The sequence below is a fragment of the Limnohabitans sp. MMS-10A-192 genome, from assembly GCF_003063335.1.
Classification (GTDB): Bacteria; Pseudomonadota; Gammaproteobacteria; order Burkholderiales; family Burkholderiaceae_C; genus Limnohabitans_A.
The window spans coordinates 196625-220841 of record NZ_NERX01000001.1; the positions used below are offsets into that span (position 1 = coordinate 196625).

Annotated in this window: 25 protein-coding genes; 13 read left to right on the forward strand and 12 right to left on the reverse strand. The window is 58.9% G+C overall.

Features of this window, described 5'->3' with window-relative positions; genetic code table 11:
• Positions 1 to 2 precede the first annotated feature (2 nt).
• Positions 3 to 458, reverse strand: coding sequence for a diheme cytochrome c (locus B9Z43_RS00975; protein WP_108322300.1), 456 nt, complete (start codon positions 456 to 458; stop codon positions 3 to 5).
• A complete protein-coding gene (locus B9Z43_RS00980) occupies positions 455 to 865 on the reverse strand; it encodes a DUF1924 domain-containing protein (protein WP_108322301.1) in 411 nt (136 codons plus the stop codon). The genes B9Z43_RS00975 and B9Z43_RS00980 overlap by 4 nt, the downstream gene beginning before the upstream one ends.
• A 150-nt stretch (positions 866 to 1015) precedes the next feature.
• Here B9Z43_RS00980 and B9Z43_RS00985 point away from each other — a divergent pair, with 150 nt between their 5' ends.
• The 10 genes from B9Z43_RS00985 to B9Z43_RS01030 all read left to right on the forward strand — a co-directional run bounded on the left by B9Z43_RS00985 (position 1016) and on the right by B9Z43_RS01030 (position 10463).
• Positions 1016 to 1897 (forward strand): DUF6502 family protein, encoded by an 882-nt coding sequence (locus B9Z43_RS00985; protein ID WP_108322302.1) that lies wholly within the window; start codon positions 1016 to 1018, stop codon positions 1895 to 1897.
• Positions 1884 to 3077 carry a DUF5666 domain-containing protein gene (locus B9Z43_RS00990; RefSeq protein WP_146186066.1) on the forward strand — a complete coding sequence of 398 codons (1194 nt, stop codon included), beginning with the start codon at positions 1884 to 1886 and terminating at the stop codon, positions 3075 to 3077. Before B9Z43_RS00985 ends, B9Z43_RS00990 begins: the two co-directional genes overlap by 14 nt.
• Before the next feature lie 21 nt (positions 3078 to 3098).
• On the forward strand, positions 3099 to 4319 hold the full coding sequence (locus B9Z43_RS00995) for a c-type cytochrome (RefSeq protein WP_108322304.1): 1221 nt from the start codon (positions 3099 to 3101) through the stop codon (positions 4317 to 4319).
• A 17-nt stretch (positions 4320 to 4336) separates the two neighbouring features.
• Positions 4337 to 5761 carry an FAD-dependent oxidoreductase gene (locus B9Z43_RS01000; RefSeq protein ID WP_108322305.1) on the forward strand — a complete coding sequence of 475 codons (1425 nt, stop codon included), beginning with the start codon at positions 4337 to 4339 and terminating at the stop codon, positions 5759 to 5761.
• 341 nt (positions 5762 to 6102) lie between these two features.
• Complete coding sequence (locus tag B9Z43_RS01005; protein ID WP_108322306.1) at positions 6103 to 7506, forward strand: 8-oxoguanine deaminase; 1404 nt, start codon at positions 6103 to 6105, stop codon at positions 7504 to 7506.
• Between the two features lie 53 nt (positions 7507 to 7559).
• The gene (locus tag B9Z43_RS01010; protein WP_108322307.1) at positions 7560 to 7829 is read left to right on the forward strand and encodes a type II toxin-antitoxin system Phd/YefM family antitoxin; all 270 of its coding nucleotides are present in this window, start codon (positions 7560 to 7562) and stop codon (positions 7827 to 7829) included.
• 6 nt (positions 7830 to 7835) lie between these two features.
• Positions 7836 to 8150 (forward strand): CcdB family protein, encoded by a 315-nt coding sequence (locus B9Z43_RS01015; protein WP_108322308.1) that lies wholly within the window; start codon positions 7836 to 7838, stop codon positions 8148 to 8150.
• Positions 8151 to 8266: 116 nt separating this feature from the next.
• Positions 8267 to 8605: a CidA/LrgA family protein gene (locus B9Z43_RS01020; protein WP_108322309.1), complete on the forward strand. Its 339-nt coding sequence runs from the start codon at positions 8267 to 8269 to the stop codon at positions 8603 to 8605.
• Between the two features lie 4 nt (positions 8606 to 8609).
• A complete protein-coding gene (locus tag B9Z43_RS01025) occupies positions 8610 to 9350 on the forward strand; it encodes an LrgB family protein (protein WP_108322310.1) in 741 nt (246 codons plus the stop codon).
• A 66-nt stretch (positions 9351 to 9416) separates the two neighbouring features.
• On the forward strand, positions 9417 to 10463 hold the full coding sequence (locus tag B9Z43_RS01030) for an Ldh family oxidoreductase (protein ID WP_108322311.1): 1047 nt from the start codon (positions 9417 to 9419) through the stop codon (positions 10461 to 10463).
• 269 nt (positions 10464 to 10732) lie between these two features.
• Here the strand turns inward: B9Z43_RS01030 and B9Z43_RS01035 are convergent, their stop codons facing one another.
• From B9Z43_RS01035 to xdhC, 5 genes are all read right to left on the reverse strand, one after another.
• A complete protein-coding gene (locus tag B9Z43_RS01035; RefSeq protein WP_108322312.1) occupies positions 10733 to 12226 on the reverse strand; it encodes a tripartite tricarboxylate transporter permease in 1494 nt (497 codons plus the stop codon).
• Positions 12227 to 12281: 55 nt separating this feature from the next.
• Positions 12282 to 12755 carry a tripartite tricarboxylate transporter TctB family protein gene (locus B9Z43_RS01040; protein WP_108322313.1) on the reverse strand — a complete coding sequence of 158 codons (474 nt, stop codon included), beginning with the start codon at positions 12753 to 12755 and terminating at the stop codon, positions 12282 to 12284.
• Between the two features lie 8 nt (positions 12756 to 12763).
• Positions 12764 to 13747 carry a tripartite tricarboxylate transporter substrate binding protein gene (locus tag B9Z43_RS01045; protein WP_108322314.1) on the reverse strand — a complete coding sequence of 328 codons (984 nt, stop codon included), beginning with the start codon at positions 13745 to 13747 and terminating at the stop codon, positions 12764 to 12766.
• 147 nt (positions 13748 to 13894) lie between these two features.
• Complete coding sequence (locus B9Z43_RS01050) at positions 13895 to 15106, reverse strand: urate hydroxylase PuuD (protein WP_108322315.1); 1212 nt, start codon at positions 15104 to 15106, stop codon at positions 13895 to 13897.
• 284 nt (positions 15107 to 15390) lie between these two features.
• A complete protein-coding gene (xdhC, locus tag B9Z43_RS01055) occupies positions 15391 to 16197 on the reverse strand; it encodes a xanthine dehydrogenase accessory protein XdhC (RefSeq protein WP_199222227.1) in 807 nt (268 codons plus the stop codon).
• A gap of 92 nt (positions 16198 to 16289) precedes the next feature.
• Between xdhC and B9Z43_RS01060 the strand changes: the two genes are divergently transcribed.
• Positions 16290 to 16814 (forward strand): hypothetical protein, encoded by a 525-nt coding sequence (locus tag B9Z43_RS01060; protein WP_233249954.1) that lies wholly within the window; start codon positions 16290 to 16292, stop codon positions 16812 to 16814.
• Positions 16815 to 16817: 3 nt separating this feature from the next.
• Here the strand turns inward: B9Z43_RS01060 and B9Z43_RS01065 are convergent, their stop codons facing one another.
• From B9Z43_RS01065 to uraH, 5 genes are all read right to left on the reverse strand, one after another.
• Positions 16818 to 17474: an HAD family phosphatase gene (locus B9Z43_RS01065; protein ID WP_108322316.1), complete on the reverse strand. Its 657-nt coding sequence runs from the start codon at positions 17472 to 17474 to the stop codon at positions 16818 to 16820.
• 68 nt (positions 17475 to 17542) lie between these two features.
• The gene (xdhB, locus tag B9Z43_RS01070; protein ID WP_108322317.1) at positions 17543 to 19903 is read right to left on the reverse strand and encodes a xanthine dehydrogenase molybdopterin binding subunit; all 2361 of its coding nucleotides are present in this window, start codon (positions 19901 to 19903) and stop codon (positions 17543 to 17545) included.
• Positions 19904 to 21376, reverse strand: a complete 1473-nt coding sequence (xdhA, locus tag B9Z43_RS01075) for a xanthine dehydrogenase small subunit (RefSeq protein ID WP_108322318.1) — start codon at positions 21374 to 21376, stop codon at positions 19904 to 19906.
• 182 nt (positions 21377 to 21558) lie between these two features.
• Complete coding sequence (locus B9Z43_RS01080; RefSeq protein WP_108322319.1) at positions 21559 to 21951, reverse strand: nuclear transport factor 2 family protein; 393 nt, start codon at positions 21949 to 21951, stop codon at positions 21559 to 21561.
• Positions 21952 to 21980: 29 nt separating this feature from the next.
• Positions 21981 to 22334 (reverse strand): hydroxyisourate hydrolase, encoded by a 354-nt coding sequence (uraH, locus tag B9Z43_RS01085; RefSeq protein WP_108322320.1) that lies wholly within the window; start codon positions 22332 to 22334, stop codon positions 21981 to 21983.
• A 168-nt stretch (positions 22335 to 22502) separates the two neighbouring features.
• Here uraH and B9Z43_RS01090 point away from each other — a divergent pair, with 168 nt between their 5' ends.
• On the forward strand, positions 22503 to 23168 hold the full coding sequence (locus tag B9Z43_RS01090; RefSeq protein WP_108323042.1) for a GntR family transcriptional regulator: 666 nt from the start codon (positions 22503 to 22505) through the stop codon (positions 23166 to 23168).
• Positions 23169 to 23187: 19 nt separating this feature from the next.
• Positions 23188 to 24138 (forward strand): allantoinase PuuE, encoded by a 951-nt coding sequence (gene puuE / locus B9Z43_RS01095; RefSeq protein WP_108322321.1) that lies wholly within the window; start codon positions 23188 to 23190, stop codon positions 24136 to 24138.
• The last annotated feature ends 79 nt before the right edge of the window (positions 24139 to 24217 follow it).

A 24217-nucleotide genomic window follows, 5' to 3' on the forward strand; every position in this document is an offset into this window, starting at 1 on the left:
TATCAACGTGGCAAGCGAATCTGATGGTCATCAAACTGTCCTTGTGCTGCCTGAACATGACAAGCCTGGCACTGAGCTGCACTGCGAACTTTGGGGTGCTGCCACGTGTTGGGATCAACCTTGCGATGCTCGCGGACAAACCAGCTTGAACGGGTGATTCGATCCTCTGGGGGAGCTTCGCGCATCCGTCGTCCTGTACCGCTGTTTGCAGTCAGCCAGGCATTGATTTGACGCACGCTGTCTGCGTCCATCGTTGCATCACTGCCGTAGTGCTTCTCCAGGCCACCCATGATCCGCTGCCAGGATTGGGCTGGCAAAAACCCTGGCGGGTAGGCGACATGACAGGCTGCGCATTCAGCCGTATAGCGCTCGGGCACCTGCGACGGCATACGAGGGCCATCGGCGTGGGCTATTCCTGTCAATGACAGGACGATCAAGAAGCAAAGGCGTTTGTTCATTTCAATGAGATCAGGTAAGCGATGACATCGGTCTTTTCCTGTGCAGTGCATTCACGCGAGAAAACATCCTTGCAATTGCGTCGAAACCATTTGTCCACTTTGGCCTGATCTGTCAGTCGTTGCGGATTGATGGCCGGTGCCAATGGTGCGATGTGTTTGTGGGTTGATGCATGGCGCCCATCGCGCACGGGCGGCTCACCATGGCACGAGGCGCAAGACCACTCGCCTTGTTGACGAGTCCAGAGCGCCTGCCCACGCTGCGCACTGGCAGGCTGCTGTGCCTGCTGCTGCCAACGCGCCAGCTCTTGAGAAGGACTGGTGTCGGCGGCCTTGGAACTGGCACATGCCAACACAAGACCCAGCATTAACAATTGCACCCGAAACCGCTTTGCATTGATTTTTTCCATGCCTCAAGGCTAACGATGCCAGATGAAATCCCGCTTAAGCCGCTGAGCCCCCTTGCGCTGCACCACAACTGAATAAAGTTGATCTAATTTGTCAAGAATGTTTGAAATGTGCATTTTGCACATTTATACTTGCGCTAACGGACCTTCATCATGACCAACCAGTTATCTCCGGATGGATTGCAATCAGAGCAGCAAGCACTCTTGGCAGTGCTTGAGCAACTGCTCAGCCCTTTGGCCAAGCTTTGTTTGGCCAAAGGTGTGTCTATTCAAGCGGCAGAAGAGATGATGCGGCGTGCCTTCGTTCAGGCAGCTACTGAAGATTGCGATGGACTGAACCCCGCCCGATTGACCAGTCGTATCAGCACGATGACGGGTCTAACGCGCCGCGAAGTAGCCCGTTTGCAATCGGAAGATGCACCTGCCCGTCCTCAAACCAGAACGGTCGCCACGGATGTCCTGACTTATTGGACAACGCAGTCCGACTACGTCAACAAGAAGGGCTTACCCATCCAAATCCCTAGAACGGGAGAGGCTCCGAGCTTCGAGATGCTTGCCGCATCTGTAACCAAGGACGTACATCCCAAGTCCATCTTGGCCGACATGGTTCGTCTTGGCCTTGTGGCGCACAACACGAAAAACGACACCGTCTCGGTGGTAGACGCGATCTTCGTGCCCAAAAAAGATTGGCCGCAGATGGTGGGCTTCATAGGTGCCAATGTAGGCGACCACTTGCGGGCAAGCGTAGACAACGTGCTCCATGACGGGGGTGAACATTTCGAACAGGCCTTGCTGGCCGATGAACTCTCTGAAGAGTCATTGGAGGCCGCCAAATCAATGATCACTGCCCAATGGCGCGACTTGCTGACTCAGCTTGGTCCGCAGTTGCAGTCGCTCATGGATGAAGACAAGGCCAAGGGCAGACAAAAAAACCAGCAACTGCGCATAGGCCTTTACTCTTACAAAAGCGCTATGCAGACAAATCAACCCGGACCGAAAGGCCCCGCACAAGAGGAATCAAATGAGAAAAATTAAGCGGGTGCTGTGCACGCGAAGAACCGCCTTGTTAGGAATTGCAGGTGCCATCGCAGAAATCACTGGCTGCGGGGGTGGTGGTACGGATGTCGCTGGACTTTCCAGCGGTGGGACTGGCTCATTCACATCCGGAACGATCAGCGGTTTCGGGTCCATCATCGTCAATGGGATACGTTACAACGACGACAACGCTTCAATACTCTCGCGAGATGATTCAAACGCCAACAATCAAGCGCTTGAATTGGGTATGGTCGTCAACATCGAGGGTTCGGCAGTCACCCCGCCAGCAAACGCAACTGGTTTGCCAACGGCTACGGCCTACCGGATCACCTACGGTAGCGAGTGGATTGGCCCAGTGAGTAACAAAGGTGCAACAACCTTTGAAATTTTGGGTCACACCGTCGATGTCTTGGCGACGACCTTCTTTGGTGGGGCAGTACAGCAGTTCGCTGATTTGACGACGGCCCACTTTGTGGAAATTTATGGCTTTGTCGATCAAGTGGATGGTCACATACAGGCAAGCCGAATTGAAGTCTCGCTGGTTCAACCCACGTCGTACAAGCTCAGTGGCGCCATTTCGCAGATCAATGCAGCAGGTCGGAGTGCAAATCTTGGGCTCATCGCGATCAACTGGTCTTCGGCCGCAGCTTTACCAGCTGGTACAGCCGATGGGAGTTTTGTTCGTGTTCGCTTGAATCCGATCCCATCGGGCGCTGTTTGGACAGCATCTCAGATTGATTTGTTGAATTCTCCTCTTGCTGATTTGCAAGATGACCACGATTACGAAGCAGAAGTCCATGGGAGCATCACTTCCTATCAATCGAGCTCTAGCTTCGTTGTGAATGGAATTCCTGTGAATGCCGCATCGGCCCGAATCACGGGCACCTTGGCTGCTGGAGTCGTGGTGGAAGTAGAGGGAAATATCCGAGCCGGCCAGTTGATTGCCAGCAAGGTACAGGTCAAAACCTCATCAGAGATCGAATCCCAGGAATTCGAGTTCTATGGCGTGATCAGCAACGTGACCGCCCAGACCTTCGAGGTTCGCGGTCAGACCTTTTATTACGACAGCAGCACAGAAAACAGAAGCTTACTGACGAGAACCCCTTTGCCATATGTAGAGGTCAAGGCCAGCCGAAGCAATGGACGCTGGTACGCCTTTGAAATTGACCTCGAAGACTAAATTGCCCATCAGGAGAAAACTATGTCACACATCAAATTCAAAAAGAAGAAGCTCTCAATGCTCGTCCTGGCCGCTATCGCTGCTTCCCTCGCTGCTTGTGGCGGTGGTGGTGGCGGATCTGGGCCATTGGCAGCAGCCAACACCCTGACTGGAGTAGCCGTTGACGGCTACATACAGGGTGCCACAGTGTTCCTGGATATCAATCGCAACGGTTTAGCCGATGCAGGTGAGCCAAGCACTACAACCGACCTTAACGGTCGTTACGCGCTTGACTACAGCTCCGTGACAGGTTCTGTGTCTGGCCTTCCTATCGTGGTAACTGGTGGCGTGGACTCGGATACGGGTTTTGCTTTCGCTGGAAAGTTATCTGCGCCAGTTGAATCGGTAAGTCAGGCGCAGGTGGTCACACCGATGACAACCCTCGTCGATGCGATGGTCGCGCAAGGTCTTGCCGCAGATGTGCCAACAGCAAAGCAAAAAGTGGCCAGTGCGCTGGGGTTGACTGTGGACCAGCTTGCTGCTGACCCTGTTGCAGCGATTGCCAACAATCCGGGGATCTATACAACAGCAGTAGCCTTGCAAAGATCTATCCAGATGTTGGCCAGTGCAAATGCTCGAACTGGTGAGGCCTCACACGAGTCACAGGAAAGAGTTGTCCGAGCACTTGCCACGGCCATCCGGTCTCAGACCTCCGCAGTTGATGTCAGTCAGCTTGTTGCCACTTTGCCACTGCAAAGCTCGGCGGCGGCTCAAGAACTGGCATCAGCACTGAGTAACTCGGTCAGAACAGGCGTGAACTCTGGTGGTCATGACGGAGCCAAAGCAGCACTCAAGGCCATGGATGAGGTGCGTACACGCATGGAGTCCGACCACGATTACAGCTTGGCACGTGCGGCCAACAAAATTGACTCAGAGCGTGGGAAAAGCACATCCCGTCCCTATTACCAACTGACTCAAAACAGTTCCAGCACAACTGCGGTCAACACCATTCGCAATATTTCAGGTACTGCCGGAACAACGCGAACGCAGCCTACAAATACTGCGGGGCGATTGCTGGCATCCAATTGCTTTCAGTGTCACGGCACAGGCGGTGTTGGAGGGTTTGACAGCATCCGGGGCAAGGAAGCCTCTGAGGTGCGTGAATACCTGAGTCAATCCGCCAACAGTTCCATCATGGCCGCACATGCGCAGGGCTACACGACAGCTCAGCTCAACGCGATCATCTCTTACCTGCAACAGTGATTTGGGAGGAAAAAATCATGAGAACAAACACTACGCCTTCACGCCGAAAAATGCTGATGTTGGCCGCTGCTGCGGTCACCACAGGAATCATCCCCATCTTGGGACATACCGACGACGACAGCCATGAGGACTATGACTCTGATGGGAAATACGCATCTGGCAACAACACTACTTTTGCTCTTGCTAACACTGGATTGACTGCCAACATCGTCGTAATAGGTGGTGGCATGGCAGGCGTGAGTGTCGCTAAATATCTGCGGCTGTGGGGCGGCGCAGGTATCAAGGTGACTTTGGTCGAACCTAGCCTGACCTACACCTCCAACATTATGAGCAACCTGGTGCTGAACAACACCAGAACCATGAGCAGTTTGGCTTATGGCTACACCAGTGTTGCGACCAAGTATGGTGTTGTGATCAAGCAAGCGGCCGTACAAAGCATCAACACCACCGCCAAGTCCGTAGCCTTGTCGGATGGAAGCACATTGGCCTATGACCGACTGATTGTTGCGCCGGGCGTTGATTTCATGGACGCATATGGCCTCACCCAATCGGATTACGAGAACAAGACACCACATGCTTGGCGGGCAGGACCACAGACTGAGCTTCTGCGTACACAGTTAGCCAACATGTCGAACAATGGCACATTTGTGATGACCATTCCCAAGGCGCCCTACCGCTGCCCACCTGGGCCTTACGAGCGGGCGTGTTTGGTGGCGGACTTTCTGAAGAACTACAAGGGTTCTGCTTCAAAAGTCATCATCCTGGATGAAAACGCATCCATCCAAGCTGAGGTGGATAACTTCACATACGCTTTCAACTCTATTCACAGAGGTGTCATTGACTACCGCCCTGGTGTCACCAACATCCAAATCAACCCGGACACCAAGGTAGTGACTTACACAGACCAACTTCTTGTAAGCCAGTCCATCAATGCCCAGGTGGTTAATCCGATCCCCCCACACAGAGCTGCGGGCAGTGCACCTGGTAGTTGGCTAGCAAATGCCGGATTGAACAACAGCTCCTCGAACGGTGTACCTGATGGTCGTTGGTGTGTTGTGGATGTGCTCAGCTACGAATCGACGGCAGTCGCTGGCGTTCACGTGATTGGGGATGCATCCAGCTGCGGATTGCCAAAGGCAGGGCATGTGGCCAATCAGGAAGCCAAGATCTGTGCCGATGCAATCATCCGGATTGCGGGGGGGCAGGCACCTGACAGTGGACCAGTAGCTAACTCTGCCTGTTATTCGCCCATTACTGCTTCTACAGCATCATGGCTGACTGCTGTGTATCAATACGACGCAAGCACTCGCAGGATGGCTATTGCGTCCAACGGTGGTGTCACTTCAGGGGCCAGGGCAACGGAAGCGGCGAGTATCACTAATGGAAATTTCAGGCAGATGAATACCTGGTTCAATACCCTGATGGGCGACACGTTTTCTTGATCGCAAAAAGGGTTCAACTGGATATGTTTTGAAGCTTAAAGGGGCTGCAGAAGACTGCTTTTGGGGAGAAGAATGAGTGTCTGCATGTGGCCGAATGCGTGAGGTCACTGTGCCGCCTTGAATGGCCGCTCTCGCTGCATTGCAGTCACACAACCAGCGGCAGGCGCTTATCGATTCGCGCAGGTTAATGGACTGACTGCCGCCCCTCGAACAGCGCCTGCTTAAAATCTGTCCACTGCACAGCCCGGGACGCGCGGCAACGTGGTGCTCGCCCTCCCCCGCTCACGCGGGGCCAGGGGATTCGGCCGCGACTTGTTTCACACCTTGCCCAGGACAAGTCCATGACCACGCTGCTGATCCACCGCGCCCGCTGCATCGCCACACAAGACGATGCCAACACTAAACTGAATGACGCCTCGCTTTTGATCCGCGATGGCCGCATCAAGCGGATCATCCCCGCCACTGAAAACACCGACGAACTGGTCAAGCAGGTCGATGAGGTGATCGACGCCCGCCGCCATGTGGTGGTGCCGGGCCTGATCAACACGCATCACCACATGTACCAGTCGCTCACGCGGGCGATTCCGGGCGTGCAAAACGCCGAGCTGTTCAGTTGGTTGCAAGGCCTGTACCCGATCTGGGTGGGCCTCACGCCCGAGATGGTGCGTGTCTCGGGCCAAGTGGCCATGGCCGAGCTGCTGCTGAGCGGCTGCACCACCAGCAGTGACCACCTTTACATCTACCCCAACGGCGTGCGCTTGGACGACAGCATCGAAGCGGCGCACACCATGGGCATGCGCTTCACGGCCACACGCGGCAGCATGAGCGTGGGGCAATCGCAAGGCGGCCTGCCGCCCGACAGCGTGGTCGAACAAGAACCCGCCATTTTGAAAGAAACCCAGCGCCTGATTGAACGGTGGCACGACGCCAGCTACGGCGCGATGACGCATGTGGCCGTGGCACCCTGCTCACCCTTCAGCGTGAGCCAAGACCTGATGCGCGAATCGGCAAAACTGGCCCGCGCCCACGGCGTGCGCCTGCACACCCACTTGGCCGAAAACGACCACGACATCGCGTACACCCGCGAGAAGTTCAACTGCACCCCCGCGCAATACGCCGAAGACTTGGGCTGGGTCGGCCACGATGTGTGGCACGCCCATGGTGTGAAGCTGGACGACGAAGGCACGTATTTGTTTGCCCGCACGCGCACCGGCATTGCCCACTGCCCGTGCAGCAACATGCGCCTGGCCAGCGGCATCTTGCCGCTGCGCAAAATGCTGGACGCGGGCGTGCCGATTGGCCTGGGCGTGGACGGCAGCGCCAGCAACGATGCGGCGCACCTGCTGAACGAAGCGCGCCAAGCCATGCTGCTGGCGCGTGTGGGCAGAGCGTTAGAACCTTTCGGCTGCGATCATGGCCCCGCTGAGATGACACCCCGCGACGCGCTGCGCCTGGCCACACGCGGTGGTGCCGATGTGCTCGGCCGTGCCCACGAGCTGGGGCAAATCACCGAAGGCTATTGCGCCGACATCGCGATGTTTCGCACCGACACGCTGAGCATGGCGGGCGGCGCGGTGCACGACCCCGTGGGTGCACTGCTGCTGTGCGCCAGCGACAACGCCGACTACACCATCGTCAACGGGCGCGTGGTGGTGCGTGAGGGTGAAATCGCGATGGTGGACATGGGGCCGCTGATTGAGCGGCACAACCAGCTGGCGATGCAGTTGGCGATGGGGGCAGCTTAAGTTTCAATCCCTGGACGCCTTTAGCTAAAATAGCCATCCATCAGGAGCCCGCCATGCAAATCACCGCCACCGAAGCCAAAAACCGTTTTGGCAGCATTTGCGCCCTTGCCAAGCGCGAACCCGTATTTGTAGAAAAAGCGGGTCAAATAGACACCGTCATCCTGTCGGCTGAGCAATACCGGGCTTTGCAAGCCAATCAAAACAGCAGCAGTCTGGCTGCACGCAAGAAGAAGTTTGAAACTGAATTTGGCGACTGGATTGCCGCGCAGAACACTTGGGTAGAAAAGCAAGGCATTCCCGGTGCCGACTTGCGGCCTTGGTAAACCGCCATGGCGCAGTTTGATGTTTACGCCAATCCCAGCGAGAGCGCTGCGCACGGCATTCCCTATGTGGTGGTGGTCCAAAGTGATTTACTGGATGCATTGGCCACACGCATGAGCATTCCTCTGGCCACTCTTGAGTTTGCAGAAAAGTCACCTGACAAACTTTGCCCCGTGGTCACAGTCAACGGCCAGCGCCTGCGCGCACTGGCTCATTACACGGCACCCTTGCCCACGCGCAGCTTGCGGCAAGTGGTGGGCAATTTAGCAGCGCAAGCCAGCACACTGATTGCGGCGATGGACGTGGTGGTTTCAGGGGTTTAGCCACCGAACACCTTTGGCGTAGCTCTCGCCAGCGTCAGAGACCCCATCGAAGTCCTCACACTGAGGTCACAAGTCTTTCGCCCCCAAAGCCAACGCAAGCTGTCTACACTGAGGCCATGATCCCAGGCCTCGTTCAACTCTTCATCTTCCAAGCCCTGGGCGAGCTGCTCTCTAAGTTCGCCCTGCCCTTCATCCCCGGCCCGGTGCTGGGCCTGGTGTTGTTGCTGGCGTTTCTGAGTTTGCGCGGTCATGTGCCAGCGGCCATGGACTTGGTGGGCAGCAGCATCTTGCAGCACTTGGGACTGCTGTTCATTCCGGCGTCGGTGGGTGTGGTGCTTTATTTGCCGGTGCTGCGGGCCAATGCCTGGGCCATCAGCGCGGCGCTGGTGATCAGCGTGCTGGCGACGGTGGCGGTGACAGCACTTGTGCTCAAGCTGCTGGCCCCGAAGGACTGAAACCATGAACCCCATGACACGCTCCGATCTGCCCGCCATCTCCGAGATTTGGGTCTACCTCTCGGGCAGCCCGCTCCTGGCTTTGGTGCTCACGCTCAGCGCTTACCTGATCGGCTTGACCGTGTACGAGCGCAGCCAGCGCAACCCGCTGGCCAACCCGGTTTTGATCGCCGTGGTGCTGGTGTGCCTGAGCATCAGCGTGCTCGATATGCCCTATGCGCAGTATTTCGAAGGCGCGCAGTTTGTGCACTTTTTGCTGGGCACGGCCACGGTGTCGCTGGCCATTCCCATCTACAAAGGTTTTGCCTCGCTCAAAGGGCGCATGGGGGTGCTGATGCTGTCGCTGGTGACAGGCGGTGTGACCTCGATGCTCACGGCCGTGGGTGTGGCGCGGTGGTTGGGGGTGGACGAATCGTTGGTGCGCGGCTTGGTGGCCAAGTCGGTCACCGCGCCGATTGCCATGGGCATTGCCGAGCGCGTGCAAGCCTCGCCCACACTGACCGCCATCTTTGCGGTGAGCACCGGCATTTTGGGTGCGGTGTTGGGCCGCTATGTGCTGGACGCCTTGCGCGTCACGGCCTGGTGGCAGCGCGGTTTTGCTTTGGGTGTGGCCGCACACGGCATTGGCACCTCACGCGCTTTCAGCGTGAATGTCGAGGCCGGGGCCTATGCCAGCTTGGGCATGGGGCTGCACGGCATTGCGGGGGCAGTGCTGATTCCGTATGCCGTGGGTTGGTGGTTTTAAAGGCCAACGCTTGCACCGAGTCCAGGTGGCGACAGCTCGTCCAAGGCTTCTTTTTATGATGAAGCCATGAACTACGCCACCTCAGACCTCCTCGCTTTTGCCGATCAACTCTTGCAATCAGCAGGCTTGCCGCCGGACAAGGCCCAGGCCGTGGCCGATGTTTTGCTAGAGGGCGACTTGCTGGGGCACACCACACACGGCCTGGCCTTGCTGGCGCCTTATCTGGCCGAACTGGAGTCGGGCAAGATGCGCAAAGAAGGTCAGCCGCTGTTGGTGGCGGACCACCCGGCCGCAGTGACCTGGGACGGCCAGCGCCTGCCGGGTCCTTGGCTGGTGCTGCAAGCGATCGATCTGGCCACACAACGCGCACGCAGCCAAGGCACTTGCACCGTGGTCATCCGGCGCAGCCACCACATTGCCTGCCTCGCGGCCTACCACCAGCGCGTGACGGATCAGGGCTTCATGATGCTGCTGCATTGCTCCGACCCCAACGCCGCCAGCATCGCGCCCTTCGGCGGACTGGACCCGGTGTTCACGCCCAACCCGATGTCGGTGGGCATCCCCACTTCGGGCTTGCCGGTGCTGATCGACGTGTCCACCTCGTCCACCACCAACGGCATGACCAACCGCCTGCACAAGGAAGGCGGCTTGCTGCCCGCCGAGTGGGTGATGGATGGCCACGGCCAGCCCAGCCGCGACCCGGAGGTGCTCTTCAACGAGCCCAGGGGCACCATCTTGCCGCTGGGCGGTATGGACTCGGGCCACAAGGGCTACGGCCTGAGCTGGATGGTGGAAGCCTTGACCGGCGGCTTGGCAGGCCATGGCCGTGCGGACGCCCCCGAGGGCTGGGGAGCCACGGTGTTTTTGCAGATCATCGACCCCCGCGCTTTCGCAGGCCAAAGCGCCTTCAACACGCAGATGGACGAGGTGTCACGCCAATGCCATGCCTCGCGTCCCGCGCAGCCCGACCGCTGGGTGCGCACGCCAGGCGAGCGCGGCCTGAAGCTCAAAGCCGACAGCGCCAGCCAAGGCGTGGCGCTGTACCCGAACATCATGCCCATGCTGGAGCCTTGGGCCGAGAAGTTCAAAGTCACTGTGCCGAATGAGATCTGATGGACAGGCCTTGTGAAGATTGCACCGGTGAGGCTCATCTGTAGCGACTGTCATCTCGGACTTGCTTAAAACCGTCATCTCGGACTTGTTTAAAACTGTCATACCGAGCTTGTTTAAAACTGTCATCCCGGACTTGATCCGGGATCCATGACTCGTCTACCGACGATCACAAGGGTCACCGCTACACATTGGATCCCGGGTCTTCGCTCGGGATGACAAAAACTGAGACGACGGTGACATGCCAACGCCGCAAATCTGAGTCCCTCGCATCAAGCCGCTTGAACAGGTTTGCGCAGCATGCGCAAGAGCAACGGCGCAAACCACACCAAAGCCGTCAATATGGCCAGGCCCAATGCGATGGGTCGGGCTACAAACGCCATCAAATCGCCGTTGGACTTGATCATCGAGGTGATGAAGTTCTCTTCCAACATGCCGCCCAACACCACACCCAAAATGGCCGGTGCTGTCGGGAACTTGTTGGCTTCCAGCAGATAAGCCAGGATGCCAGCGACCAGCATGACGCCCACTTCAAACACCGTGTTGTTGATGGCAAACGTGCCGACCACACAGAACAGCAAGATCATCGGCATCAGGATTTCACGCGGCACCTTGAGGATGCGCTTGGCCACTTTGATGCACAGAATGCCCAAGGGAATCATGATGATGTTCGCCACAATGAAGAGCAAGAACACCGCATAAATGTTTTGTGGATTGGTGGTGAACAAAGTCGGGCCGGGGTTCATGTTCTTCATGTACAGCACGCCGATCACAATCGCCGTGATCGAGTCGCCCGGAATACCAAACACCAAGGCCGGAATCCACGCACCCGCCAAGGCGCTGTTGTTGGCCGAGCCCGACTCCACAATGCCTTCCACATGCCCGGTGCCAAATTTCTCGGGCTCCTTGGAAAACTTCTTGCTCATCGCATACGACATCCAAGCCGCGATGTCGGCGCCCGCACCCGGCAAAGCACCCACGGCCGTGCCCAACACACTGCCTCGCAAAATCTGCTTGGGGTATTTCTTGGCCAAGGCCCATTGGCCCTTGAGCACACCGCCCACTTCTTCCACCACCAACTCTGCAGGCGGACTGGTGTCCACCACGTAGCGGATGATTTCAGAGATCGCGAACATGCCGATCATCATGGCGATCATGCCAATGCCACCCGTCATCTCGACGGTGCCAAATGTGAAGCGCGGAAAACCGGCCGGGTTGCCCAACCCCACACACGCCACCAGCAACCCTAACAAGAGCATCATCACGCCCTTGACCGGCGAACCGGTGGAGATGAACACGGCACACGTCAGCCCCAACAAGACCAGCCAGAAATACTCGAACGAGCTGAAGTTCAGCGCAAAGTCGGCCAAGGCAGGCGCGGCCACGATCAGCACCACCGTGCCAAACAAGCCACCCACTGCCGAGAACACCAGGCCTGCACCCAGCGCTTTCTCGGCCTGCCCTTTGCGCGTCATGGCAAAGGCTTCGTCGGTGTAAGCCGCCGATGCCGGTGTGCCCGGAATGCGCAGCAAACAACCCGGGATGTCCCCCGAAAAAATCGCCATGGCCGTGGCCGTGACCATGGCGGCCACCGCCGGAATGGGCGGCATGAAAAAGGTCACGGGCACCAGCAGCGCAGTGGCCATGGTGGCGGTCAAGCCCGGCACCGCCCCGACAAACAAACCGTAAAAAGAAGCGAGCACCATCACCATCAAGGTGTAGGGCTCGAACACCATCGAAAACGCTTGGCCAATGGCTGTCCACATGGGATAAGACTCCTCAGACCGACAAAGTCATTTGGGTTGAAAGTGGAAAAGGCCGTTACCAGGCCAGTGGCGTCAAGACACCCCAGGGCAAGGGCACACGCAGCAGTTTGTAAAAGGCAAAGTGCACCACCACAGTGGCCACCACCGCCCACAAGACAGATCGGCTCCAAGCCACGTGCAGCGACCTGAACAGCGTCATCATCATCACAAGAGCTGTGATCAAAAAGCCCAGCGTGTCAGACACCAGGATGTAGAACACCACAGAGCCCAGCAAGGCGACCAGTGCCCTGGTGTGGCGCGGTGAACGCACCCAGTCTTCCCACTCCAGCCATGGTCCATCCGCGCGATCACGCCAGCCCTGCCAAACCAGCAATGCCCCGCCAGCACACAAGCCATACGCGATCAAGCTGGGAAACAAAGCCGGGCCCACGGGCTGACCTGAGAGGTTGGGGTAACTGCGCACAGCCAAGAGCACCGCAGCGCCCAAGGCCATGAGCAGGACGCCCCAGAAAGCGTCGTTGATTTTCATGGGCTGGCTTACTTGACCAAGCCCACAGCCTTCATGGTCACACCCATTTCGGCATCGGACTTGGCCATGAATTTGGCCATGTCATCCGGCCCGCCATAAATCACGCCCAGGCCGCGGCTGGTCATGAAGTCGTTGTATTCCTTGCTGGCCACGGCCTTGCGCACGGCTTCGGCCAACTTGGTTTGAACCGGTGCTGGCAACCCTTTGGGGGCCAGCACGCCGCGCCAGGCCGCCATGGTCCAATTGCTGCCGGTGACAGATTTGAGGGTCGGCACATTGGGGTAGAGGGTGGAAGGCTTGGCGTCCATGATGGCCAGACTCTTGACCTTGCCTGCATCGATCAAGGAGCGCGCTTCGGGCAGGGACACCGGGGCCACTTCGACACCACCGGCCACCATGTCTTGCAAGCCTGGCGCAGCACCGTTGCTGGGCACCCAGGGCAATGCGGCAGGGTCGATTTTTTGGTCGAGCAGCAAACCGGCAATGGCCAAATGCCAGATGCCGCCCTGGCCTGTGCCCGAGGCTTTGAACTTGCCGGGGTTGGCCTTGATGGCAGCCAGCAGGTCGTTCACGTTTTTATAAGGCGAGTCGGCGCGCACCTGGATACCCGCCGGGTCGGCATTGACCAGCCCAATGGGCGTGTAGGAAGCACCGGTCAGTTGGGTCAAGCCCTGCCAGTGCATCATGCCGATTTCGACCGTGGCCAGGCCGATGGTGTAACCGTCTGGTTGGGCTGCGGCGATGGCCGCATGGCCCACCACCCCGCTGCCACCCGTGCGGTTGACGACGGTGACGGGTTGACCCAAGTCTTTTTCGAGCAAGCTGGCCACGATGCGGGCCACCGCATCGGTGCCACCGCCTGCGCCCCAGGGCACGATCATGGTGATGGGACGGGTGGGGTAATTTTGAGCAGCAGCAGGCAAAGCAGCTGCTAAACAGGCCAGACCAGCAACCGCGCTGGCAACCAAAGTACGGCGTGAGCGAATGAACATGGGTGTCTCCTTTTGATTTAACAGCCGGGCCCACAAGGGCCTGCTGCATCAAAATTTATACCCATTGGATCGTCATACCAATAGGGTCGACCATATTCCAAGTAACTCTGGCGACTGCCTTTCAAGGGCTTCGCCAGCGGCCCGCATTCAGTCCAGCTTGGCCCCCGCCTGGAACCAACGACCGAACATCGCGCGGTCATCTTCCGTCAGACCGGTCGCATTGCCCATGGGCATTTGCTTGGTCATCACCACTTGCTGGTACATGTTCTGAGCGTGCTGCTTGATGAGCTCCGGGCTGTCCAGGCGAACGTTTTTCATTTGCATCTGAGTGCCGTGACAGGTCAAGCAGTGTTGACTCACCAGGCTTTGCACCTGCGCAAAACTCACAGGCGCCACAGGCGCTGTTGACACTTTGGGCGCTGACGGCTTCAGGGCCACAATCACGCCAGCAATCAGCACCACACCCACCGCCGCAAATGGCCAAGGGTTGGCGGCGCGGCCCAAGTGGTAACCGTGGCGCTGCACAAAGAACTGGCGAATCAAGGCGCCTGCAAACATCATCACAAACAGCAGCACCCAGCGGTGTTCGTGCGTGTACAAAAAGCTGTAGTGGTTGCTCAGCATCGCGAAGATGACGGGCAGCGTGAAATAAGTGTTGTGCACGCTGCGCTGCTTGCCGCGCTTGCCGTGGATGGCCAAAGCATTCGCGTCATAAGCTTCGCCGCTGGTCATGGCGGCCACCACTTTGCGCTGGCCGGGGATGATCCAGAAAAACACGTTGGCGCTCATGGCGGTGGCGATCATGGCACCCACCAGCAAGAAGGCGGCGCGACCTGCAAACAGCTGGTTGGCCAGCCATGAAGCAAAGGCGATGACCACGATCATCATGCCCGCCACGATCAGCTCGCCGTTTTTGCGAAAGCCAAACACCCGGCACACCACGTCATAAACGATCCAGAAGGCTGCCAAAAAACCCACAGCGGTGGCACCGGCCACGGCAGGCGACCAGTCCATCAGCGATTTGTCGATCAGGAACGTGCCCGCGTTGTAAAGATAGAGCACCGTGAACAGCGCAAAACCGCTGAGCCAGGTGGAATAGCTTTCCCAATAGAACCAGTGCAGCTTGGTGTGGATGATTTTGGGGGCCACCATGTATTTCTGGGGGTTGTAAAAACCGCCACCGTGCACCGCCCACATCGCGCCGCCGACGCCCTTTTCGAGCAGGTCGGGCGAGTTGGGTTTGAGCAGGTTGTTGTCGAGAAAGACAAAGTAAAACGAAGAGCCAATCCAGGCGATGGCGGTGATGACGTGCACCCATCGCAACAACAGATTGGCCCACTCCAGCAGATACGTTTCCATGAAGGATCTCCAACCAGCTCACCACCGCGGGCCCTGTGAGCGGTCATTCGGTCGCGAACATGAAACCTGGGGGATTCTTGCGCCGCTGCGACCAGTGCACCGAAGTGTATACACTTTACGTCGCCAAATCCAGTTTTCTCTGCTTTCCCATCTCAGGGGAAACCAGCAAAGCCCCCATGGACCGAGTCAATATGGCTACCGGATCGAGTCCGGCATGACATCAGGGCAAGGCTTGTCACCCCGGACCCGATCCGGGGTCCATGCCTGTCAGTCCACAAGCGCCCTCACAGCGTTTGCAAGAGTTGTGCCGCCACCGCCACGGCGATCACCTCGGGCTCTTTGCCGGTGATGCCCGGCACACCGATGGGGCAGGTGATCTGCGCGATGTCTTCTGCGCTGAAGCCCCGCTCTTCCAAGCGGTGCTTGAAAGTGGCCCATTTGGTTTTGCTGCCAATCAGCCCGACAAAAGGCAAATCACCCTTCTCACGCAGTCGTTTGAGGCAGGCGATGACGATGTCCAGGTCTTCGGCATGGCTGAAGCTCATGATCAGCACGCGGCTGCCCGGGGCCAGATCGGCCACTGCCGCCTGCACCGGGTTGGAATGCTCACATTCCACGCCCTCGGGCACATCCGACGGAAAAATCTCGTCGCGGCTGTCCACCCAGCGCACCGCAAAAGGCAAAGGGGCCAAGGTTTTGACCAAGGCTTTGCCCACGTGGCCACCGCCAAACAGCGCCAGCGGGGTGCGCGTGGGCCTCAGTTCAGACTGCAAGCGAGCGACATCCGCACCCGTCACAGGCTGGAAATGCAGCTCCACAGCGCCCCCACAGCACTGCCCCAGGCTCGGGCCCAGAACATGGCGCAGCTGTGTTTCATCGGTCTGGCCGGCCAAGAGCAAGCGGGCATGGGCGATGGCCTGGTATTCGAGATGACCGCCACCAATGGTGCCCTGCTCGCCTTGGGCAAACACCACCATGCGCGTGCCCGCGCCACGTGGCACAGAGCCCTTGGTGGCCAGCACGGTCACGACCACACCCGCCTCTCGGGCGAGTTGTTGCAAAGCCAAATCCATCCAGTTCACAATCCACATCCATTTCAAACCAAGGCCTTTTCCGGCCTAGTGGCTCGGTGCACAATGGCGCCTATCTGCCAAGTATGCCAACGAGACAAGGGCTCACTGTGATGCACACATTTCGCCAATTCAAAACCACGATTGTCGCCGCCCTGATGGGCACAGGCGCATTGGGACTGTCTTTGCTCAGTGGCTGCACCACGGACGCCAGCAAAGCCAAAGGCGGCTATACCAGCCAGGATTGGCCTGCCTTGCCAACCACACGCCCTGGGGCCCTGCCCTCTACGGCCGCATCATCGCTCGCCAGTACCCCCAAGGAATACCGCAAAGATGCCGCCTCACACTTGTACGGCATCAACAAGGAGCGCATCTTCAAAGGCCGCATGCCGCCCATGTTGCAAGCCGTCGGCGTGCTGGATGTGGACATCGACCGCCAAGGCCAGGTCAAGGCCCTGAGCTGGAAACGTGCCCCCAAGCATGTGCCCGAAGTCATGGCCGAAATCGAGCGCATGGTCAAAGCTGCAGCGCCCTACCCCGCGCCCAAGAACCTGAGCCAAGTCACCTACACCGATGTGTGGCTGTGGCACAAGAGCGGCAAGTTCCAGCTCGACACGCTGACCGAAGGCCAGGACTGAATCTCAGCGCAGCCAAGCGTGGAGCTGGTGCAAGTCGTCGATGAACTGAATGCGCTCAGCCAACTCTGCAGGCAAACCCTGGCGTGGGTGCAGGCTGAAGACCTGCATGCCCGCAGCCAAGCCGGCTTGAATGCCGGGCAAGCTGTCTTCGACCACACCGCACCCTGAGGGCTCCACGCCCAAGGCCGCAGCGGCGTGCAAAAACAAACCGGGCTCGGGCTTGAAGCTGCCCACGTCTGGGGCACAAAACAAACGGTCACCAAAATAGTCGCGCAGCCCCGTGACCCCCAGCGTGATCTCGGCTTTTTCACGCGGACCATTGGTGCCGATGGCAAAAGGCCTGTTCGTGGCTTGCAGGCTTTTCAGCAAGGCCGTGGCACCGGCAATTTCATCCAAGCCCTGGCGAAAACGGATCGCCATGTTCTGGCGCAGTTGTCGCAGGAAAAGCACTTCATCGAGCGGCTGGTGCTGCGCCGATACGTGGGCAGCGATGGTGCTGACGCAACGGGCCATGGGCACGCCGCCAAAGCGGGCATACATTTCCTCACGGGCCCATGACGCCCCCAAGTCTGCGGCCATCTGGTGCAGCACATCCAGGCCTGGCGCTTCGCTGTCCACCAGGGTGCCGTCGAGGTCAAAAATCAGCGCTGCAATGGGCATGAGGTACTTTGTAAAGGCCAAAGAAAAAGGCCGCCTGATGCAACACCAGGCGGCCCGGAGGACTCAGATCACAGACCGGCTTGGGCCTTGACGCTTTCGCACGCCATCAAGATGCGCTCAGGCGTGGCCGGTGCGTCCATGTACACCACGGCTTTGTGGTCGGCGCTGGCAGCCACGGCATCGCGCAAGGCGAAGAAGGCAGACAGGCCCAACATCAAAGGCGGCTCGCCCGTGGCCTTGCTGTTGAAAGGCGTGGGCTTGTTGTTTTGATTTTCAAACAAGGACACCTTGAAGTGCTCTGGAATGTCGCCCGCCACTGGAATTTTGTAGGTGCTGGGGCCGTGCGTGAGCAGCTTGCCCTTCTTGTCCCAAATGCACTCTTCCATGGTGAGCCAGCCCATGCCTTGCACATAGGCGCCTTCGATTTGGCCTTTGTCCAGTGCGGGGTTGATGCTGCGGCCCACGTCATGCACGATGTCCACGGCCTTGAGCCACCACTCGCCAGTGCGGGTGTCGATCTCCACTTCACTCACGGCAGCGCCGTAGCAGTAGTAATAGAAAGCACGGCCATTCAGGGTCGCGAAGTCGTATTTGATTTCGGGCGTCATGTAGAAACCCGTGACCGACAAGCCCACACGCTCCATGTACGCTTGCTTGGTCAAGTCGGCCCACTTGACGGATTTGCCGCCACCGTGCACTTCGTTGTTCGCGAAAGTCACATCGCCTTCGGCGCAAGCCAACATGCGGGCCGCCACAGGCTTCAGGCGCTCACGCATTTGCAGGGTGGCGTTCATGATGGCCGCGCCGTTGATGTCGGCACCGCTCGAAGCCGAAGTGGCCGACGCATTAGGCACTTTTTGCGAATCGGTGGCGGTGATGCGCACATGGTCCACGCTGATGCCCAAGCCATCGGCACAGACTTGCGCCATCTTGGTGTTCAGGCCCTGGCCCATCTCTGTACCGCCGTGGTTGCAGCTGACCGAGCCATCCATGTACACCGCCAGCAGCGCGCCGCCCTGGTTCAGGTGCGTGGCCGTGAAGCTGATGCCGAACTTGAGAGGCACGAGCGCCATGCCGCGCTTGCGGGTTTTGCTCTTGGCGTTGAAGGCTTGCACTGCGGCGCGGCGCTCGGCGTATTTGGATTCGTGCTCGACCTGGTCGATCACCTTGTCACCCACCCAGTCTTCGATGAGCTGGTTGTATTGGGTGGTCATGGTGTCGGGCGTGCCGCTCGTGGCGGGGTCTTTGTAGAGGTTGAGCTTGCGCACTTCCAGTGGGTCTTTGCCCAAGGTCATCGCAATTTCGTCCATCACCGTTTCGATGCCGAACATGCCTTGCGGGCCGCCGAAGCCACGGAAAGCGGTGGCGCTTTGCGTGTTGGTTTTGCAGCGGTGGCTGACCAGCTTGAGCGCAGGCAGGTGGTAGGTGTTGTCGATGTGCAAGCAAGCACGGTCGTTCACTGGGCCGGAGTAATCGGTGCTGTAGCCGCAACGCGACATGAGTGTGATGTCCGCGCCCAAGACACGGCCGTTGTCATCAAAGCCCACTTCGTAGTCGATGCGGAAGTCGTGACGCTTGCCGGTGATGGTCATGTCGTCGTCACGGTTCACGCGCAGCTTGACGGGCTTGCCCAGCTTGTGTGCAGCCAAGGCAGCGCTTTGGCTGAAGATGCTGGCGTTGCCTTCTTTGCCACCAAAGCCACCACCCATGCGGCGGCAGATCACCTCCACATCGTTGGTGTGCAGGTTCAGGGCGTGTGCGGCTTCGCGTTGGTTGCCATCGGGGTGCTGGGTCGACACGTACAGCGTGAGCTGGCCGTCTTCTTTGGGCACCGCATAGGTGATCTGGCCTTCCAGGTAAAACTGTTCTTGCTGACCGGTGCGGGTCGTGCCCTTGATCTTGTGGGGCGCGTTGGCAATGGCTGCGGCGGCGTCACCACGCGTGATGCCTTTGGGCGGCATGATGAAACTGTTGGCTTCCATCGCCTCTTCCACGGTCAAGATGGGCTTGAGTTCTTTCACCAAGACCTTGGCTTTGTGAGCGGCTTCGCGGGCGTAGAGCATGTTGCGCGCCACGACCACGGCCACGGCTTGGCCGATGAACTCGACCTTGCCTGCAGCCAGGAAGGGGTCGTCATGGATGATGGGGCCGCAGTTGTTTTCGCCGGGAATGTCTTTGGCGGTGTAGACCGCCACAACGCCGTGTTCTTTGAGGATGGCGGCGCGGTCAATGCCGTCGCCGATCAACTCACCATGCGCCACGGGCGACAGGATGAGTGCGGCATACAAGGTGCCTGCGTGCTCAGGGATGTCGTCGATGTAGGTGGCGGAGCCGGTCACGTGCAGGTGCGCGGACTCGTGAACGATGTCGGTGCCTTGCTGAACGCCTGAAACAGGCAGCAGGTTTTTGAGTGCGGTAGGAGCGTTCATTCAAGCCACCTCTTTCTGTTCTTCGATGAATTCAAGGGCCAGGTTGCGGGCCACCAGTGCGCGGTAAGCCCATGTGGCACGCAAACCGTCGCGGGCGGTGAAGCTGGCGGCGATCGCGGCGTCCAGATCGGTGGCTTTCACATCAGCGGGCAACTTGCCCTCCAAAACGGCTTCGAGCTTGGGGGCGCGGCAAGGCGATGGGGCCAGGCCGTTGTAGGCCAACTTCACGCCGCTCAACTTGCCATCTTTCAGCGTGTAGCTGATGGCGGCGCAAGTGGCCGAAATGTCTTGCTCAAAACGCTTGCTCACCTTGTGGGCGCGGAAAACCTGGCCAGCCACGGGCTTGGGCAATTCGACGGCTTCGATGAACTCACCGGGCTCCATCACGTTTTTCTTCATGCCGGTGTAGAAATTGTCCAGCAGCACCTTGCGGGTCTTGTCGCCACGGCGCAGCACCAAGTTGGCGCCCAGTGCCATCAGGCAAGGCATGGTGTCGCCAATGGGTGAACCGTTGGCGATGTTGCCCGCCAGCGTCGCGGTAGAGCGGATGGGGGGCGAGCCGAAGCGGCGCAGCACTTCGGCGAAGTCGGGGTAGGCCTTGGCGATCAGCGACTCGACTTGCGTCAGCGACACGGCCGCGCCGATGCGCCAGACCTTGTCGGTTTCTTGGACCTGACGCAGCTCGGCCACATTGCCCAAATACATGATGTGGTCAGGGCGTGCAAACTGCTTGTTCACCTGCAAACCAATTTCGGTGCTGCCCGCCAGCAGCGTTGTGGTGGGGTTCTTGACCAAATAGTCGGCCACTTCGGCCACGGTGGCGGGCGACACGAACTCGTTGCCCTTTTTGGTGCGCACCACGGGCTGCACGATGATGTCGCCGTCCAGACTCAGCGTGGGCACGCTGGCGCGCTTGATTTCTTTGAGCAAAGGCACGTCGGCGCTGTCGTCGAGCTTGAGCGCTTCGGGCTTGGCGCAGGCCTTGGTGGCCGACTCAATGATCGGCTTGTAACCGGTGCAGCGGCACAGGTTGCCGCTCAGCGAATCGGTGATCTGCTGGCGGTTGGGCATGGGCAGGACTTGCACCAGATTCACCAAGCTCATCACGATGCCGGGTGTGCAAAAGCCGCACTGCGAGCCGTGGCACTTGACCATCTCTTCTTGCACCGGGTGCATGGTGCCGTCAGCCTTTTTCAGGCTCTCGATGGTTTTGACCGATTTGCCGTCCAGCGAAGGCAACAACTGAATGCAGGCGTTGGTCGCCACATAGTCCACGCCCGTGCCTGCGGCATTGAGTTCACCCACCATGACCACGCAAGCGCCGCAATCGCCTTCGGCGCAGCCTTCTTTGGTGCCGGTGCGGTGCAGTTGCTCACGCAAATAGTCCAGAACAGTGGTGGTGCGGCGCTCGCCTTGGGCTTCGACGATTTGGCCGTCGAGCACAAAGCGCACAGTGTTGGTGACTTGGGTCATGGTGCAGGGGGGGATGGGTAAATAAACGGTAGAAGCCAGATTTTAAAGACCCCCGAGCAAAGACGTGCGTTTTTTTCCAATGGATCAACCGGGTTCTGACCCCATTTTTGATTTTTGGTCATCCATAGGTCTTCAATCTGCAGTCACAGCCCCGTGGTTGTAAGCACCGGAGGTCTTGGCCATCAGGTCGGTTGGCCGTGAAAAGCCTTGTTGGCGATCTTCCAACCTTCGGCGGTCTTGAGAAGCACAAAGTAATCCACAAACGTGGTCGCGCCATGTACCAAGGTCACGCGTGCACACGCTGCGGTGCCGGTGACTTCAACCCAGTCGATGCGGCGCTGGCGACTGGCTTCGTCTGCTGCGGCTTGGCCTTTGAAGCGCTCACAGTAAAAGTCCAAGGGCCACGATGTGAAAGCCCCTTCTTTGATCGATTCAATGTGCGCAGTTGGCAAAAATGCCTGGCGCATGTGGGCGGCATCGTCTCGCGCGTGGCCCAAAAAATACTGCTCAATCGGCTGGCAAGCCGCCAATTGCTCGGCACTCAAGTCAGCTGAAGTGGTGATGGAGGTGGGCATGGGTTGTCCTTGTGTGGTGTGAATGGGGCTCAAGAGCCGCGATAAGTCGAGTAGCTCCACGGACTGGCCAGCAAAGGTACGTGGTAGTGCTGGTCTTCGTGGGCCACGCCGAAGTCCAGACTCACTTTGTTCAGGAAGTTGGGTTCGGGCAGCTCCACGCCCTTGGCCTTGAAGTAACCCGCCACATCGAACACCAGGCGGTAAGTGCCTTTGCGCAGGCTGGCATGGTCGTACAGCATGCCGTCGGGGTTACGGCCATCGTGGTTGAGGATGAAGCTTTTGACCAAGGTGGCCTGATCGCCCTGCGTGATGAAAAGTGAAACCTGCATGCCCGCAGCGGGGCAGCCGTGCATTGTGTCCAGAACGTGTGTGCTCAATCCCATGATGTTGCTCGCTTGTGTAGGTGGGGTCAAAAGGGTGTTTTTGGCAGGGCTTTGGGGGCTCAGCCAAACCGGTCGACCGAAGTGTATACAATTTTGCATTTAGTGGCTATGATTTGCGCCACCCCCATAAAAAACACCCGGGCCAACCGCCCCAAGGGACTGCGAGACATGGAAACATCCACCACGCACCACATCGTCGAATCCTTGACCCGCGCCATCGTGGAGCACCGCCTCTTGCCAGGCTCGAAACTGGCCGAGCAAAAGCTGGCCGATCACTTCGGCGTCTCGCGCACGCTGGTGCGCCAGGCTTTGTTTCAGTTGTCGCAAAACCGATTGATCCGCCTGGAGCCCGCACGCGGCGCGTTTGTAGCGGCCCCTTCGGTGGAAGAAGCTCAGCAGGTCTTTGCCGTGCGCCGCATGCTGGAGGCCGAAATGACCCGCGCGTTTGTGCAGCAGGTCACGCCCGAACAGATCACCGCACTCAAAGACCACATTGCCCAGGAACGCGAAGCCGTGACGCAAGGCGACATCACGGGCCGAACCGAATTGTTGGGCGACTTCCATGTGCGCATGGCCGAGTTGATGCACAACGATGTGCTGGCCCAGGTGCTGGGTGAGCTGATCTCGCGCTGCGCTCTGATCACGCTGATGTACCAGTCGCGCAACGAGGCCGAGCATTCGACCGACGAACACGTGGCCATCGTGGCCGCGCTGGAAGCCAAAGACAGTGACAAAGCTGTACAGCTGATGCACGAGCACCTGCTGCACGTCGAAGAAAGCCTGACCTTCGACCGCAAAGTGCCCACCCACGACATTTCCCTGGCCCTGGCCTGAACCCTTTTCAACGACCGCCATGAGCACCTACGATTCCACCCTGCCCTACCCCCGCGACCTGAAAGGCTACGGCCGCCAAGTGCCCCACGCGCAATGGCCTGGTGGCGCCCGCGTGGCCGTGCAGTTCGTGCTGAACTACGAAGAAGGCGGCGAAAACTCGGTGCTGCACGGCGATGCAGGCTCCGAGCAATTCCTGTCTGAGATGTTCAACCCCGCGTCCTTCCCCGAGCGGCACATCAGCATGGAAGGCATTTACGAATACGGCTCGCGTGCTGGCGTGTGGCGCATCCTGCGCGAGTTTGAAAAACGCGGCCTGCCGCTCACCGTGTTTGGCGTGGCCACCGCGCTGCAAAAGCACCCCGAGTTGACCGCCGCCTTGCAGGAGCTGGGCTACGACATCGCCTGCCACGGCCTCAAGTGGATCCACTACCAACACATCGACGAAGCCACCGAACGCGCCCACATGGCCGAGGCGATGGCGATCATTCAAAAGCTGACCGGTGAGCGCCCTCTGGGCTGGTACACCGGGCGCGACAGCCCCAACACACGCCGCCTGGTGGCCGACTTTGGCGGCTTTGAATACGACAGCGACTACTACGGCGACGACCTGCCGTTCTGGATGAAGGTGCGCAAAAGTGACGGCACCGATGCGCCCCAGCTCATCGTGCCCTACACGCTGGACTGCAACGACATGCGCTTTGCACTGCCGCAGGGTTATTCGCACGCCGACCCGTTCTTTCAGTACATGAAGGACACCTTTGACGCGCTGTACGCCGAGGGCAATCCCGATGGCGACAACGCCCCCAAGATGATGAGCATCGGCATGCACTGCCGCTTGCTGGGGCGGCCTGGTCGCATCACCGCGCTGCAACGCTTTTTGGACCACATCCAGTCGCACGACAAAGTGTGGGTGGCACGGCGCATTGACATTGCACGGCACTGGAAAACCGTGCACCCCTATGCCGACTGAAAACACTGGATCGCCACGCTTCGCTCGCGATGACGTTTAAACCGTCATTGCGAGGAGCGCAGCGACGCGGCAATCCAGT